The organism is Bradyrhizobium sp. SK17 (assembly GCF_002831585.1).
Classification (GTDB): domain Bacteria; phylum Pseudomonadota; class Alphaproteobacteria; order Rhizobiales; family Xanthobacteraceae; genus Bradyrhizobium.
In genome coordinates this window covers 5269924-5285106 of the sequence record NZ_CP025113.1, presented here as the reverse complement: position 1 = coordinate 5285106, position 15183 = coordinate 5269924, and the positions used below count along the sequence as shown (strand labels likewise).

At 66.1% G+C, this 15183-nt stretch carries 10 protein-coding genes and 1 pseudogene; 4 read left to right on the top strand and 7 right to left on the bottom strand.

Annotation, left to right across the window (positions count from 1 at the left end):
* Positions 1 to 69: 69 nt before the first annotated feature.
* Both CWS35_RS24330 and CWS35_RS24325 read left to right on the top strand, forming a co-directional pair.
* Positions 70 to 1581, top strand: a complete 1512-nt coding sequence (locus CWS35_RS24330) for a class I adenylate-forming enzyme family protein (protein ID WP_100954186.1) — start codon at positions 70 to 72, stop codon at positions 1579 to 1581.
* A 106-nt stretch (positions 1582 to 1687) separates the two neighbouring features.
* Positions 1688 to 2914 carry a hypothetical protein gene (locus CWS35_RS24325; RefSeq protein ID WP_100954184.1) on the top strand — a complete coding sequence of 409 codons (1227 nt, stop codon included), beginning with the start codon at positions 1688 to 1690 and terminating at the stop codon, positions 2912 to 2914.
* Between the two features lie 116 nt (positions 2915 to 3030).
* Here CWS35_RS24325 and CWS35_RS24320 read toward each other — a convergent pair whose 3' ends face one another.
* The 3 genes from CWS35_RS24320 to CWS35_RS24310 all read right to left on the bottom strand — a co-directional run bounded on the left by CWS35_RS24320 (position 3031) and on the right by CWS35_RS24310 (position 7885).
* Positions 3031 to 3825, bottom strand: coding sequence for a hypothetical protein (locus CWS35_RS24320; RefSeq protein ID WP_100954182.1), 795 nt, complete (start codon positions 3823 to 3825; stop codon positions 3031 to 3033).
* Positions 3826 to 4079: 254 nt separating this feature from the next.
* A complete protein-coding gene (gene mfd / locus CWS35_RS24315; RefSeq protein WP_100954179.1) occupies positions 4080 to 7598 on the bottom strand; it encodes a transcription-repair coupling factor in 3519 nt (1172 codons plus the stop codon).
* Positions 7595 to 7885, bottom strand: a complete 291-nt coding sequence (locus tag CWS35_RS24310) for a succinate dehydrogenase assembly factor 2 (protein ID WP_100954177.1) — start codon at positions 7883 to 7885, stop codon at positions 7595 to 7597. The genes mfd and CWS35_RS24310 overlap by 4 nt, the downstream gene beginning before the upstream one ends.
* A 143-nt stretch (positions 7886 to 8028) precedes the next feature.
* Here CWS35_RS24310 and recG point away from each other — a divergent pair, with 143 nt between their 5' ends.
* The gene (gene recG, locus CWS35_RS24305) at positions 8029 to 10137 is read left to right on the top strand and encodes an ATP-dependent DNA helicase RecG (protein ID WP_100954175.1); all 2109 of its coding nucleotides are present in this window, start codon (positions 8029 to 8031) and stop codon (positions 10135 to 10137) included.
* Between the two features lie 232 nt (positions 10138 to 10369).
* On the top strand, positions 10370 to 11491 hold the full coding sequence (locus CWS35_RS24300) for an NAD(P)/FAD-dependent oxidoreductase (protein WP_100954173.1): 1122 nt from the start codon (positions 10370 to 10372) through the stop codon (positions 11489 to 11491).
* 12 nt (positions 11492 to 11503) lie between these two features.
* Here the strand turns inward: CWS35_RS24300 and CWS35_RS24295 are convergent, their stop codons facing one another.
* From CWS35_RS24295 to CWS35_RS24280, 4 genes and pseudogenes are all read right to left on the bottom strand, one after another.
* Positions 11504 to 11881 (bottom strand): rhodanese-like domain-containing protein, encoded by a 378-nt coding sequence (locus CWS35_RS24295; protein ID WP_100954171.1) that lies wholly within the window; start codon positions 11879 to 11881, stop codon positions 11504 to 11506.
* Positions 11881 to 12657 carry a DUF502 domain-containing protein gene (locus CWS35_RS24290; RefSeq protein ID WP_024584036.1) on the bottom strand — a complete coding sequence of 259 codons (777 nt, stop codon included), beginning with the start codon at positions 12655 to 12657 and terminating at the stop codon, positions 11881 to 11883. The genes CWS35_RS24295 and CWS35_RS24290 overlap by 1 nt, the downstream gene beginning before the upstream one ends.
* Positions 12658 to 12753: 96 nt before the next feature.
* Positions 12754 to 14579: pseudogene (gene glmS / locus CWS35_RS24285) on the bottom strand (glutamine--fructose-6-phosphate transaminase (isomerizing)).
* A gap of 259 nt (positions 14580 to 14838) precedes the next feature.
* The gene (locus CWS35_RS24280) at positions 14839 to 15018 is read right to left on the bottom strand and encodes a hypothetical protein (protein ID WP_100049854.1); all 180 of its coding nucleotides are present in this window, start codon (positions 15016 to 15018) and stop codon (positions 14839 to 14841) included.
* Between the last annotated feature and the right edge of the window lie 165 nt (positions 15019 to 15183).

Sequence of the window (15183 nt, the reverse complement as noted above, 5' to 3'; positions counted from 1 at the left end):
TGCCAGGTGATGCGACCTGACACGGCAAGACCTGAACCCGATCGACGCGATGCAACCGACGTTGAACCTGTGAACCAGTCGATCACCTCGCCAACGCTCGATACCCTGTTCAAGCGCACGCTGGCGCGGCAGCCGGAAGCGCTGGCGCTGGTCGATCCGCTCAACAAGCAGCGCATCACCGGACAGCCCCGCAAGCGCCTGACCTATGCCCAGGCCGACCGCGCGATTTCGGCGATCGCAGCCCACTTCGTCGAGATCGGATTGCCGGCCAATACCGTGATCGCGGTCCAGCTTCCCGGCACGGTCGAATTTGCCCTCACGGTCCTCGCCGCCTATCGGGTCGGCCTGGTGGTGGTGCCGTTGCCGCTGCTGTGGCGGCAGGCCGAGCTGACATCCGTGCTCAACCGCACCGCGGCGCGCGCGATCGTCACCTGTAGCAAGATCGACGGCGTCTCCTATGCCGACATCGCCATGAACGCCGCGGCGGAAGCATTCTCGATCCGTCACGTCTGCGGCTTCGGCGCCGAGCTGCCCGAAGGCATGTCCTCGCTCGACCAGGCGATCCTGGAGGATTCCCGGACCGCGCGCCCGATGATCCAGGACGGCCGCAAGCCGGCGCTGATCTCCTTCGACGTCACCAGCGACGGCTTCCGCCCGGTGCCACGCGCGCATTTCGGCCTGATCGCCGGTGGCCTGGCGATGTCGCTGGAGAGCGACCTGCCGCAAGGTGCCACCATCATGTCGGCGTTCGCACCGATGTCGTTTGCCGGCATCTGCGCGTCGCTGGTGACCTGGCTGCTGTCGGGCGGCACGCTCGTCATGCATCATCCGTTCGACGAGGACGCATTCGAAGCCCAGTTCAACGATCACGCCTGTGACACGCTGATCGTGCCCGCCCAGTTCGCGTTGCGGCTCGACGAGCGCGGCCTGTCGGAGCGCTTGCCGACGCTGCGCAACGTGATCGGCCTGTGGCGGACGCCGGAACAGGTCGGCTCCAGCGCGCCCTGGACCTCGCGGAGCGTGTCCATGACCGACGTCTATCTGTTCGGAGAGGCCGGGCTGTTCGGCGCCCGGCGCAACGCCGAGGACGGAGCCCCGGCCCCGATCAAGCCCGGCCCGCACAGCGCGCCGCGCGAGGCTCCGGGCGCATCGATCGCCGGCGAGATCCTGCTGACCCCGAAGGGCACCCTCGGCCTGCGTGGGCCTATGGTTCCGGTCGCCGCCTATGCGCCTCCGCCGCCTCCGGGCGACACCCTGATCGCGCCGCCGCCGCGGGATTACGTCGACACCGAATATGCCGCGCGGGTCGACCGCGCGACCGGCGACATCAACATCACCGCCCCGCCGTCGGGGGTGATGACCGTTGGCGGCTACCGTTTCCTTGCCGAGGAGTTGCAGGAATGGTCGCGGCGCTTGGGCCAGGGCGCGCTGCTGACGGCATTACCCGACCGGCTGAGCGGCCACCGGCTGGCCGGTCGCGCCCAGGACAACGCACGGGCCCGCGACGCGCTCACAGAACTTGGGCTTAACCCGTTGATGGTCGAGGCATTTCGCGACCGCGGCGGCCCCGCGATGAGCTAAAATCTTATCATTGCGTTAGTCTTAGCATTGTGTTGACGCCGCATTAAGCCATGCCAATTAGCATCGCGCCGGTTGCTGATCTGAAGCATTGGTTTCGAGCGTTCGAATGTCTCAACAAGGTCCGGTTCTCATCGTGTCGGCGACGACAAGGCCGTCGTTCGCCGCTGTCCTCGATGAGACGAAGCTGTTTCCGGTCGTCGTCACCGACTGGAACGAGGTCGGACGCGCGATCGAGCAGGTCAAGCCGGCCGCGATCATCGCGGCGGCCGAGGGCATCGATTTCGTCACTTTGTCGGCGCTCGCCAAGCGCGCCGCAGCGCGTGCGCCCTATCTGCCGCTGATTGCGGTCGATCCGGCGACCACCCTGCCCGACACCGTGATCGCGTTCTTCCAGAACAAGGGCTTGCCGGATCGCCTGGTGGCCCGTCTCAATGCGTCGCTGCGCGTTCGCGCGCTGCATGCGACCGTGATGCGGCGGCTGGTGCCGCCGGCCCCGGTCGCGCTGACCGATATCGATCCGGTCGGCGAGGCCACCACGCTGCTGATCGGTCGCGGCGGCGCCTACCCGACGCTGTCGGTCGCGCTCGGCGAACGCGCCGGCGTGGTCGGCGCGCTCAGCATCGAGGCCGCAGCCAAGCATCTGTCCAATCGCGACATCGACGGCATCGTGCTGGCCGAAGGCTTCACGACGCGGGTGATGGACGCCTTCCTGACCGTGCTGACCGAGGATGTCCGTTTCCGCCCGCTGCCGGTGATCGTCACCTCGGGCGAGTTGGCGCCGCGCTACGAGCTACCCAATCTCGAGATCGTCACCGCCGGCCCGACACGGGTCGCCGACATGGCGCTGCCGATGATCCGCCAGCATGCCTTCGAGGCGCGGCTCGGCCGCATGCTCAAGGCGATCGACGCCAAGGGCCTGATCGATCCCCGCACCGGCCTATTGACCAAGGCCGCGTTCGAGCGCGATTTCGCCACCGCTGTCTACCAGACCGCCGAACGCGGCGGCGCGCTCTCGGTGGCGCGCTTCAGCTTCGACAATTCGCACCCCCGTGCGCAGTTCGACGGCGCCCGGATCATCAGCCGGCTGATGCGGCAGGCCGATTTCGGTGCCGTGTATGACGAGTGGTCGCTGGTGGTGGCGTTCGCCGGCACCGACCTGCGCACCACGCAGACGATCACGCGGCGATTGGCAAGCGTGATGCGCCACACCCAGAACGGCCGACGCGATGTCAGAGCCGAGCCCGCCGTCAGCGTCGCGACGCTGCTCCCCAGTGATTCCGCGATGTCGCTGCTGGGGCGATTGTTCGGAACGGCGGAGCGCGCGGCGTCGTAGAGCGGAGGTATCTCCGCGTCATTGCGAGCGCCGCGAAGCAATCCACGCATTGGTGAATGAGGCTCTGTAGATTGCTTCGTCGCTTTGCTCCTCGCAATGGCTTGGATGAATAAGGCTCACTTCTTCCACGAGGTGAGCAGCTCATCGAGCTTCGAGAAAATTGCTGGCGTCTGATCAAGATACCGCGCCTGAAACGCGAAGTGTGAGGTCGCCGAATGTGCGAACAGCGCGACGGTGCCGTGGCACATCGGATTCGGAACGGTGCCGGCCTCGTAGCACTGTATGAAATACGAGATGTGATGAGGCTCGGCTGTGTTCGTCAGGAACGAGGCGTAGTAGATCGCTATTGGCTGATGTCGGTAAAGGCGGGCGTACAGTTCATGGGGTGCGCCGTCAAACGTCGGCGGCGTGGTGAGATCGACCCCGGTCGCATGAATGTTCTGTAGCTGCCGCTCGGGAACCGGATCGGCAGATCCTTCCCGCCCGATTGGCTGCACGGGGCCTACGATTACGAAGTAACGCGGTCGGACAGACAGATCGATCTGGCCATCGGCATCGCGCGAGATCACCAGCGCGTCCGTTCCATCCTTGTCAGAATACCCGCCATCGGGCATCGCAAAGATCAATTGAAAGCAATCGATGTCCGGGAGAATGCAGAATCGGCGATGCGGTTTCTCCAACATGGCGAGTGGCGGCCGCATCTTGAGATATCCGTAGGGAATCTCGAAATTGCCGATATCGAGTTCGAAGCGGATGGGTCGGGACAGATCGACGCCGGCGGCGAATGCGGGCGTCCCCGGTGGCAGCAGCAGCAGAGCGCAAGTTCCGATCGCCCGAACGATCGATCTGAAATGACACCTCGTGGCGATCGGCTGCGAGCGTCCACAAGCTCTGGAAATTCCGTCGGTCATTTTCGACCCTGCCCAGGAAGTCCACAACCTATGGTGGCATCCTTCGGATAGGCATGTCCGCTAGCGATTTAGTGCTTCCGATCATTGAACCGAAGATTGGGGCCCATGCTTTACAGACCGTTTGCTTCGGCGAGGAAACCTGCGGTGGGATAGTATTGCCAGCAGAATCGGCCGCGCCACCCCTCCAAGTTATTGCGGGGCGGCGAAGCCATCCATCTTTCCGCGACCGCGGAAGGTGCGCTGGTCCCGTCGCCTCACGCCGCCTTCTTGCTCTCCGCGAGATTGGCGAGCTGGCGCAGGATCTCGGTGGTGCCGGCGAGCCGTTCTTCCGGCGTGTCCCACTGCTGCAGGAATACCACCTTCATGTCCGGCCGCACCTTGGCCGCCTGGCCGTGTTGACGGATGAAGCTCACCAGACGTTCGGGATGCGCGAAGCTGTTGTCGCGGAAGGTGATTACGGCGCCCTTCGGGCCAGCGTCGATCTTCTCGACATTGGCCCTGCGGCAATAGGCCTTGATCGCGGCGACCTTGAACAGATAGCGCACCTCGTCCGGCAGCACGCCGAAGCGGTCGCGCATCTCGGCGGCGAAAGCATCGATGTCCTCGTCGGTGTCGAGATCGGCGAGACGCCGATAGAGCGACAGCCGCACGCTGAGGTCGTTGACATAGTCCTCGGGGATCAGGACCGGCATGCCGATCGTGATCTGCGGCGACCAGCGGTCGGCGGCGGGTTCGGCGACGCCGGCCTTGAGGTTGACGATCGCCTCCTCCAGCATCGACTGGTACAGCTCGAAGCCGACCTCCTTGATGTGGCCGGACTGCTCCTCGCCGAGCAGATTACCGGCGCCGCGGATGTCGAGGTCGTGCGAGGCAAGCTGGAAGCCCGCCCCCAGCGTCTCCAGCGACTGCAACACCTTGAGCCGCCGCTCGGCCTGCGCGGTGATCTTCTGCTGTGCCGGCAGCGTGAACAGCGCATAGGCGCGCAACTTGGAGCGGCCGACGCGGCCACGCAGCTGATAGAGCTGCGCCAGGCCGAACATGTCGGCGCGATGCACGATCAGCGTGTTGGCGTTCGGGATGTCGAGACCGGACTCGACGATCGTGGTCGACAGCAGGATGTCGTATTTGCCGTCGTAGAATGCCGACATGATGTCCTCGATCACGGTCGGCGGCATCTGGCCGTGGGCGACCGCGACCTTCATCTCGGGCACGTTCTTGTCGAGGAAATCCTTGACGCCGGCGAGGTCCTCGATCCGCGGCACGACATAGAAGGCCTGCCCACCACGGTAGCGCTCGCGCAACAGCGCCTCGCGGATCATCAGCGGATCATGCGGCGCGACGAAGGTGCGCACGGCAAGGCGATCGACCGGCGGCGATGCGATGATCGAGAGCTCGCGAACGCCGGTCAGCGCCAGTTGCAGCGTGCGCGGGATCGGCGTCGCTGACAGCGTCAGCACGTGGACCTGGGCACGGAGCTGCTTCAGCCGCTCCTTGTGGCTGACGCCGAAATGCTGCTCCTCGTCGACGATCAGGAGGCCGAGGTCCTTGAACTTGATCGCCTTGCCGAGCAGCGCATGGGTGCCGACGACGATGTCGACGCTGCCGTCGGCGAGCCCCTTCTTGGTCTGGGTCAAATCCTTGGTCGACACCAGCCGCGACGCCTGTGCGACATTGACCGGAAAGCCCTTGAAGCGCTCGGTGAAGGTCCGCGAATGCTGCCGCGCCAGCAGCGTGGTCGGCACTACGACGGCGACCTGCTTGCCTTCCAGCGCCACCGCGAATGCCGCACGCAATGCCACCTCGGTCTTGCCGAAGCCGACGTCGCCGCAGATCAGCCGGTCCATCGGGCGGCCGATCTCGAGGTCCTTCAGGGTCGAATTGATCGCCCCCAGCTGGTCCTCGGTCTCGTCATAGGGGAAGCGTGCGCAGAACTCGTCATAGACATGCGGCTGCAACGGGAATTTCGGCGCTTCGTGGAGCTGCCGCTCGGCGGCGATCTTGATCAATTCGCCCGCGATCTCGCGGATGCGGTTCTTCAGCTTGGCCTTGCGCGCCTGCCAGCCGCCGCCACCGAGACGGTCGAGCTCGACATTGGCGCTGTCGGAGCCGTAGCGCGACAGCAGCTCGATGTTCTCGACCGGCAGGAACAGTTTTGTCTCGGCCGCATAATGCAATTCGAGACAGTCATGCGGCGCGCCGGAGACTTCCAGTGTCTGGAGCCCGACGAAGCGGCCGATGCCGTGCTCGACGTGCACCACCAGATCGCCAGTCGCGAGGCTCGTCACCTCCGAGATGAAATTGTCGAGCTTGCGGCTCGCCTTGCGCGGTCGCACCAGGCGGTCGCCGAGAATATCCTGCTCGCTGATGACCGCGAATTCGCCGGTCTCGAAGCCGGACTCCATGCCGAGCACGGCCAGCATGGTCTCGTTGCGCGGCGTCGCCTGGACGATCCGCCAGGTGTTGACGCTGGTGGTGTTGAGCAGCTTGTGGTCGCGCAGCATCGCGCCCATGCGATCGCGCGAGCCCTCGCTCCACAGCGCGACGATGACCTTCTTGCGCTGTGATTGCAGCGCGCCGATATGGCCGACCACGGCCTCGAACACGTTGACATTGCCGTCGGCGCGCTCCGGCGCGAAGTTGCGGCCCTGCCGCGCGCCGGCGTCGAACACCTCGCTGCTGCCTTCCGGCACTGCGAACGGCGTCAGCCGCGCCAGCGGCACGTCGCCGAGCAGCTTGGTCCACTCGGGCTCAGACAGATAGAGCTTGTCCGGCGGCAGCGGCTTGTAGATCGCGCCACTGCCCGGCTGGTCCAGCGCCTCGCGGCGCGCTTCGTAATAGTCGGCAATCTGGGGGAAGCGTTCGCGCGCGGCGTCCTCGCCCTGCGGCTCGATCGCGATCGTCGCGCCGTCGAGATAGTCGAACAGCGTGTCCATTCGCTCCTGGAACAGCGGCAGCCAATGCTCCATGCCGGGATGGCGCCGTCCCTCGGAGACCGCCTCATAGAGCTGGTCGTCGCGCTCCGGCGCGCCGAACGCCGCGACATAGCCCATGCGGAAACGGCGGATGGTTTCGGTGGTGAGCTGGAATTCCGAGACCGGCACCAGGTCGAGCCCGCGCATGTCGAGATGCGTGCGCTGGGTTTCGGCATCGAAGGTGCGGATCGATTCCAGGCTATCGCCGAAGAAGTCGAAGCGCACCGGCTGGTCGAGGCCGGCCGGAAACAGGTCGAGGATGCCGCCGCGCACGGCATACTCGCCGGGCTCGCGCACCGTGGACGAGCGGGTGTAGCCGTTGTGCTCCAGCCAGGCCACCACCGAATCCATCGGCACGACATTGCCGGGCGCGACCGACAGCGCCTGCGCCGCGACCTGATCGCGCGCCGGGACCCGCTGCACGATGGCATTCACCGTCGTCAGCACGATCAGCGGCTTGTCGGAGCCCGTCAGCCGCGACAGCTTGGCGAGCGCAGTCAGCCGTTGCGCCAGGATGCCGGAATGCGGCGAGACGCGATCATAGGGCTGGCAGTCCCAGGCCGGAATTTGCATGACCGCAATATCGGGCGCGAAGAACTCCAGCGCACGGGCGAGCTGCTGCATCCGCGCACCGTCGCGGCAGACCACGGCGAGGCTCACCGCCGGCCGCTTCGGCTGCGCGGCGATGGCGCGCGCCAGATCGGAGATCACGAGCCCCTCGGCGCCCTCGGCGACGTTGGCGATGGTCAGCACCCGGCCGGGCGCGAGCATCGCGGCCGGCGATTTCATCGGCTGCTTCATGCGCTGGGATCCGCGACCCGGAACGCCTTGATGCGGGCAAACAGCGCGGTCGCGTATTCGGCCGGCAGCACCTTGTCGCCGGTCAGCGCGGCATAGAGGTCCGGATCCGGCACCTCGATCAAATGCTCGAGCTCGCCGATCTCCTGATCGGTGAGACCAGCGATCTCGGCATCGGCAAAGCGGCCGAGGATCAGGTCCATCTCCCGGGTGCCGCGGTGCCAGCAGCGAAACAGAAGCCGCTTGCGGCGGTCATCGAGCCCCTGGCTCGATCGTGTCGATCCGGTCATGTGCCAAAATCCATTCAACGCCAAAAGCCCGGACGTGCCGGGCGGGCTTGATATAGCGACGGCGGCGGCCGATGTCAGCCCTCATTTGCCGCCTTTTGGGGTTTCCTTGCGCGCATGACGTGAGTCGTGTGTAAAAGACTTTGATGCGCCCCGCTTTGCTCAATCCGCTGTTTGCCCAGGTCACGACGCTTTCGGGCGTCGGCCCGAAGCAGGACAAGCTGCTGCGCTACCTGCTCGACCGCAGCGAGACGCCGCGGCTGGTCGATCTCCTGCTGCATCTGCCGGCAAGCGTGATCGATCGCCGCGCCCGGCCGAAGATCCGCGACGCCGCGGTCGGAACCATGGTGACGCTGGAGGTCACCGTCGATCGCCATCGCCCGCCGCCACCGCGCAATTCGCGCGCGCCCTATCTGGTCTACGCCAGCGACGACACCGGCGATGTCGTGCTGACGTTCTTCCGCAGCCCTCCCGGCTATGTCGAGAAGCTGCTGCCGGTCGGCGAGAAGCGCTACGTCTCCGGCACGCTGGCGATGTATGACGGCATCCCGCAGATCGTGCATCCCGATCGGGTCGTCGACGAGGCCGGCTTTGCCAAACTGTCCGGCATCGATCCGGTCTATCCGCTCACCGAGGGCCTGGCGATCGGCTCGCTGCGCCGCGCCATCGCGCAGGCGCTGACCAAATTGCCCGACCTGCCGGAATGGATCAGTCCTGAGGTGCTGCGCCGCTGCAACTTCCCCCCGATCCGGGAGGCGCTGACCCGCGTCCACATTCCGGTCGAGCTGACCGACATCCTGCCCGATGGTCCGTTCTGGTCGCGGCTCGCATTCGACGAACTGCTGGCCGGCCAGCTCGCGCTGGCGCTGATCCGCGCCACGCTGCGGCGGCCCGCCGGCGTGCGCAATGCCGGCGACGGCCATCTGCGCAACCGGATCATCGATGCGCTGCCCTATGCGCTGACCAAGTCGCAGCAGGAGGCGGTCGCCGCAATCACCGAGGATCTGCGCCAGCCGGTGCGGATGCTGCGCCTGGTGCAGGGCGATGTCGGCTCCGGCAAGACCGTGGTGGCGCTGCTGGCGGCGGCCGCCGTCACTGAGGCCGGCAAGCAGGCGGCGCTGATGGCGCCGACCGAAATCCTGGCGCGCCAGCACATCAAGACCATCGCGCCGCTGGCCGAACGCGCCGGCATGCGGGTTGCGATCCTGACCGGCCGCGAGAAGGGCAAGGAGCGCCGCGAGTTGCTGGCGCGGCTCGAAGCCGGCGAGATCGATCTGTTGGTCGGCACCCATGCGCTGATCCAGGACGACGTGGTCTACAAGGATCTGGCGCTCGCTGTGGTCGACGAACAGCATCGTTTCGGCGTGCGCGAGCGTCTCGCGCTGACCTCCAAGGGCGAGGCCGTCGACGTGCTGGTGCTGAGCGCCACGCCGATCCCGCGCACGCTGGTGCTGACCTATTTCGGCGACATGGATGTCTCCGAGTTGCGCGAAAAACCCGCCGGCCGCCAGCCGATCGATACCCGCGCGGTGCCGATGAGCCGGATCGAGGACGTCATGGACGGCGTCGGCCGTGCGCTGGGCGCCGGCAAGCTGGTCTACTGGATCTGCCCGCTGGTCGATGAATCCGAGGCCGAAGGCACCGAGCATCTCACCAACGCGACAGAACGCTTCGAGAGCTTGCAGAAGCGGTTCGGCGATCGCGTCGGCCTGGTGCACGGCCAGATGAAAGGCGCCGAGAAAGATCGCGTGATGGCGCAATTCGCTGCGCATGAGATCGGCCTTCTCGTCGCCACGACAGTGGTCGAGGTCGGCGTCGACGTGCCGGCCGCGACCATCATGGTGATCGAGAACGCCGAGCGCTTTGGGCTGGCGCAACTGCATCAATTGCGCGGCCGCATCGGCCGCGGTTCGGAAGCCTCGACCTGCCTCCTGCTCTACAAGGAACCGCTCGGCGAGATGTCGAAGGCGCGGCTCAAGGTGATCCGCGAGACCACGGACGGATTCCGGATCGCCGAGGAGGATCTGAAGCTGCGCGGCGAAGGCGACGTGCTCGGCATCCGCCAGAGCGGCCTGCCCGGCTACCGGATCGCGCGCTCCGAAGTGCACGGCCAGCTCATCACCCAGGCCCGCGATGAGGCATTGCGGATCATGAAGGACAATCCGAAGCTGAAGGGTGAGCGCGGCGAAGCGCTGCGCGTCCTGCTCTATCTCTATGAACGCGACGAAGCCGTGCCGCTGATCGGCGCGGGCTAGCTTGCCAGCGATCGGCGCGGCCTTGCTTTTGCCCATCAAGCGGTATACCACTCCGCCGTCGCGAAAAACGACCGCCTGAACCGGCAAGCCCGGCAGGCCGTCGCGTACACGTCGACCACGCGCCTCGCGTGGTTCGGCCAGCGTCTCCGAAAGCAACCGCCTGACACCGGTCAGGCCATCGCAGCCGTCAGCGCCGCCGGCGCTGCATGCTTGCGACCACAGGAGCGCTACCATGCGAAATCCGATTACGATCATTGGCGCCGGGCTCGGCGGTCTCACCCTCGCGCGGGTCCTGCATCTCCACGGCTTTGCCGCAACCATCTATGAAGCCGAGGTTTCGGCGAGCCAGAGAACACAGGGCGGCCTGCTCGATATTCACGAGCACAACGGCCAGATCGCACTCAAGGCCGCAGGGCTGTTTGACGAATTCCTCGGCCTCATCCGTCCCGGCGAAGATGCCAAGCGCGTCGTCGACAAGGACGGCAACGTCTTGTTCGACCATCCCGGCAGCCGCACCGGCACGCGCCCCGAAGTCGACCGCGGCGATCTCAGGCGCATGCTGATCGATTCGCTCCCCGCGGATGCGATCAGATGGGGTCACAAGGTCACGTCGATCGCCACGCGCAGTGACGCACGGCACGACATCACCTTTGCGCATGGCGCGACGATCACCTCCGACGTGCTCGTCGGCGCCGACGGCGCGTGGTCGAAAGTCCGTCCGCTGCTGTCGCAGTCAAAGCCTGTGTACACCGGTGTCTCGTTCATCGAGACGTCGCTGTTCGACGGCGACACCCGGCACAAGGCGAGCGCTGATGCGATCGGCAGCGGCACGCTGATGGCCGTCGCCCCGGGCAAAGGCATCCTGGCACATCGCTATGCGAGCGGCACGCTGCACACCTACGTCGCCCTGAAGAAGCCGGAGGATTGGATCAACTCCATCGACCCGAAAACTGGCCTGGCGCATATTGCCGGACAGTTTCGCGGCTGGGCCCCGCACCTTACCGCTCTCATTACGGACGGTGAAACAGATCCCGTGCTGCGCCCGATCCATGCGCTGCCGGTCCGGCATCGATGGCCGCGCGTGCCCGGCGCAACGCTGCTCGGCGATGCCGCGCATCTGATGTCGCCCTTCGCAGGCGAAGGTGCCAACCTCGCGATGCTCGACGGCGCGGAATTGGCCCGCGCGCTTGTTGCCGCTCCCGACGACGTCGAAGCCGCGCTTAGCCGCTATGAAAGCGAGCTATTCCCGCGCAGCGCCGATGTCGCCGAACGGACCGCTGCGAACCTGGAGCAGTTCTTCGGCGACGGCGCGCCCGGGAGCGTGGTTGACCTGTTCAGCAAGCACCTTGCGTGAACCGGCAACGCGTCAGCGGGGATCATCCTCGGTCGATGCAACCGGTACCAGCTCATGGCCGGCGGCCTGCCAGCCACGGCAACCGCCCTCGATCACGGCGACGTCGGAGAAGCCGATCTCGCGCAGCGCCTGCGCCGCGCGCGTGGCCTTGCCGCCACCGCCGCAGGTCAGGATCACCGGATGCCCGCGGTCGCCGAGCGCCGGGTCGGAAGCGGCGACGGCCGCGATCTCCGTGTGGCAGATATTGCGCGCGCCCGCGATGGTGCCGCGCTCGAGCAGCTGCCAGGGCTCGCCGACATCGATCAGGGTGACACCGTCCTGCTCCAGCGTGCGCCTCGCCTCGTCGGGCGACAACATGCGAACGGCCGTGCCGGGCTGCCCGGAACGCATCAGCCCTCGACCTTGGCCGGCGCTGCCGGCTGCAAGGAGGCCTGATTGGCGATCCGCGCGGCATTGGCCATGCCGGCGAGCGTCGCCGCACGCTTCTGGTCGCTGGCACCGGGCTGCACCACGCCGGCCGACATGATCAGGGTCGCGGCGTCCTCGGTGCTCATCTCGATCTCGATGATCTTGCTTTTCGGCACGTAGAAGAAGAAGCCGGTGGTCGGGTTCGGGGCGCATGGCAGGAACACCGAGATATGCTCCTCCTCGCCCGGCAGGCTGGCCGAGAGCTCGGCGCTCGGCGCCTGCGAGATCAGCACGATCGACCACATGCCTGGCGAGGGAAATTCGACCAGGCCGACGCGGCGGAAGCTCGAACCATTGCCCGAGAACAGCGTCTCGAACACCTGCTTCAGGCCGCGATAGATGGCGCGCACCGCCGGAATCCGCCCGAGCAGCCGCTCGCCGAGATCGACCAGGGTGCGCCCGATCAGGTTGGCAGTGAGGAAGCCCAGCAAGGTGAGCGCGATGACGGCAACGATCAGGCCGGAACCGGGCAGCCCGAACGGCAGATAGGTCTCCGGCCGGTAGGCCGTCGGGACGAACGGCCGGACCAGATTGTCGACCCAGTTCACGAACCACCAGGTCAGATACAGGGTGATCGCAACCGGTCCGGCCACCACCAGGCCGGTCAGGAAATAGTTGCGGAAACGCGCCATCAACCCGCGGGGGGCATCCGGGGGCAATTCACCCGTCGCGGCGGGAGGCACTTGGTTGGGAGTCATTGCGGTTCCAGGGTCGTCGAAGCGGCCGTAGTCCAACACCCAGCTAAGCCATTCTGACGCGTTTTTGAAGGGGCCACGTCGCGGCCCCGCTTGCGACTATTCGACCGTGACCGATTTGGCCAGATTTCGAGGCTGATCGACGTCGGTGCCCATGACCACGGCGGTATGGTAGGCGAGCAGCTGCACCGGAACGGCGTAGACCATCGGCGCGAAGGTCGCCCCCATGTCCGGCATCACGATCGTCACCAGCGACTGGATGGTCGCCTCCGCCGCCCCCTTGGCGTCGGTCATCAGGATGATCTTGCCGCCGCGGGCGGCGACCTCCTGCATGTTGGAGACGGTCTTCTCGAACACCTTGTCGTAGGGCGCGATCACCACCACAGGCATGTGCTCGTCGATCAGCGCGATCGGCCCGTGCTTGAGCTCGCCGGCGGCATAGCCCTCGGCATGGATGTAGGAGATTTCCTTCAGCTTCAGCGCACCTTCCAGCGCCAGCGGATAGCTGGTGCCGCGGCCGAGATAGAGCACGTCGCGCGATTTCGAGATCTCGCGCGCCAGCTTCTCGATCTGCACTTCGTTGGTCAGCGCCTCCGACATCAGCCGCGGGATCTCGACCAGGCCGTGCACCAGCTTGGTCTCGTCGGCATCCGACAATTCGCCGCGCGCCTTGCCGGCGGCAACCGCGAGCGAGGCCAGCACCATCAACTGGCAGGTGAACGCCTTGGTCGATGCGACGCCGATCTCGGGACCGGCCAGCGTCTGCAACACGGTCTCGCTCTCGCGCGCGATCGTCGAGGTCGGCACGTTGACGACCGACAGCGTATGCGCGCCCTGCGACTTGGCGTAGCGCAGCGCCGCCAGCGTGTCGGCGGTCTCGCCCGACTGCGAGATGAAGATCGCCAGATCGCCCTTGCGCAGCGGCGCCTCGCGATAGCGGAATTCGGAGGCGACATCGAGCTCGACCGGCAGCCGCGCCAGCCGCTCCAGCCAGTATTTGGCGACGAAGCCGGCATAGCTCGCGGTGCCGCAGGCCGTGATCGAGACGCGCTGGATGTCCTTGAAGTCGAACGGCAGCTTGACCGGCATGGCGACGCGCTCGGTCGCCATGTCGACGTAGCGCGCCAGCGTGTGCCCGACCACTTCCGGCTGCTCGTGGATCTCCTTGGCCATGAAGTGGCGATAGTTCGCCTTGTCGACCAGCGCCGTCGCCGTGGTGTGCTTGATCGCCTCGCGATGGACGATGGCGTTGTCCTTGTCGAAGATGGTGGCGCCCTTGCGGTTCAGGACCACCCAGTCGCCATCTTCGAGATAGCTGATCGTGTCGGTGAACGGGCCGAGCGCGATCGCGTCCGAGCCGAGATACATTTCGCCCTCGCCATGGCCGACCGCGAGCGGCGGGCCGTTGCGGGCGCCGATCATCAGGTCGTCATTGCCGGCGAAGATGAAGCCGAGCGCGAAGGCGCCGCGCAGCCGCGACAGCACCGCCCTCACCGCCTCGACCGGCGCGACGCCGCCCTTGAGCAGATTGTCGACCAGATGCACCACGACCTCGGTGTCGGTCTCGGTCGAGAACACAGCGCCCTTGGCCTCGAGTTCCTCGCGCAGTTCGCGGAAATTCTCGATGATGCCGTTATGCACCACGGCGACGCGTTCGGTGGCGTGTGGATGGGCATTGTTCTCGGTCGGCCGGCCATGGGTGGCCCAGCGGGTGTGCCCGATGCCGGTGTGGCCGCCGAGCGGCTTGGCCTCGAGCCGGGTCTCGAGGTTCTTCAGCTTGCCCTCGGCGCGCCGCCGCGCCAGAGCGCCGTTCTCCAGCGTAGCGACCCCGCGGAATCATAGCCGCGATATTCGAGCCGCTTCAGCGAATCCACCAATTGCTCCGCGACCGGAGCGCGTCCAAGAATGCCGACGATGCCGCACATGCGGTTCAATGTCCCCAAAAATCGCCGAAAATTTGCCAAGGCGGCGACACGGTCCCTTAACGGGAATCGCCGGTCGCAAGATACTCAATAATTATTGCCGATTGCGACAGTCTTAAATGGCAACGCCGATGCGCAAGGCTGGTTAATTTGGATTAACCGGCCAACCGCAGAACTGACCGCTCGATCCAGTCCGACGCGTGGTCCCAACACCTCGTCGGCCGGCGCTCGACAGCACGAAGAAGCTTCGGCGCCTCGGTGGTCAACGGTGGACCGCGGCGTAAACGAACAGGCCCACGACGAACCAGAAGATCACCCCGCTGAGCGTAGCGACGATGTCGTGCGGCTTCCGGCGGGCAAGACCCCAGAGGCCTCGACCGGTGGCGGTGAGGAATGCTTCAACGAGCATTTCCAGCGCGGCCCGGATCAGACCATTGATCACGACCGCCGTCCTTGACCACGCTCCCCGCCGGCTCGGCGCACACGGCAAAACCATTCCGTCGGGATGGACCCTGCAATTTTCGGCATCGCGCTTCGTACATCCCGGCGCGCTAAGGATTGCGAAATCGCGACCTGCAAAGCCCGCGCGTTGCGTCAACAGCCCATT